The sequence below is a fragment of the Pantoea sp. GbtcB22 genome (assembly GCF_019091025.1).
In the GTDB taxonomy this organism is placed as follows: Bacteria; Pseudomonadota; Gammaproteobacteria; order Enterobacterales; family Enterobacteriaceae; genus Pantoea; species Pantoea leporis.
Window position 1 is genome coordinate 1 of the sequence record NZ_JAGXKB010000649.1, and the last position, 244, is coordinate 244.

1 protein-coding gene is annotated in these 244 nt (G+C 70.1%); it reads left to right on the top strand.

What is annotated here, in order from left to right:
* A partial coding sequence (locus KVT28_RS26270; protein WP_217551217.1) for a hypothetical protein occupies positions 1 to 244 on the top strand: 244 nt, incomplete at both ends.

Below are 244 nucleotides of genomic sequence, written 5' to 3' on the forward strand. Positions count from 1 at the left end.
ATGAGGTCATCCCCCAGCAGCCGGGTTCCATCGGAGTCGTGGTCCAGCGGGGGGTAGTGGGGGACAAGACGGGAGAGGCCACCCCGCTCCCAGTGGTCCTGGCCTCGCCCCTGTACCGCGGCGCGACAATCGCCCTGTTCCTGGCGGGACTTGGGCAGTCCGCGGCCGCGCCGCAGTTCGCGCTGTTCCTGACCAAGGAGCTGGGCGGCTCGCAGACCTCCGCCGGCCTGTTCTTCCTCACCAG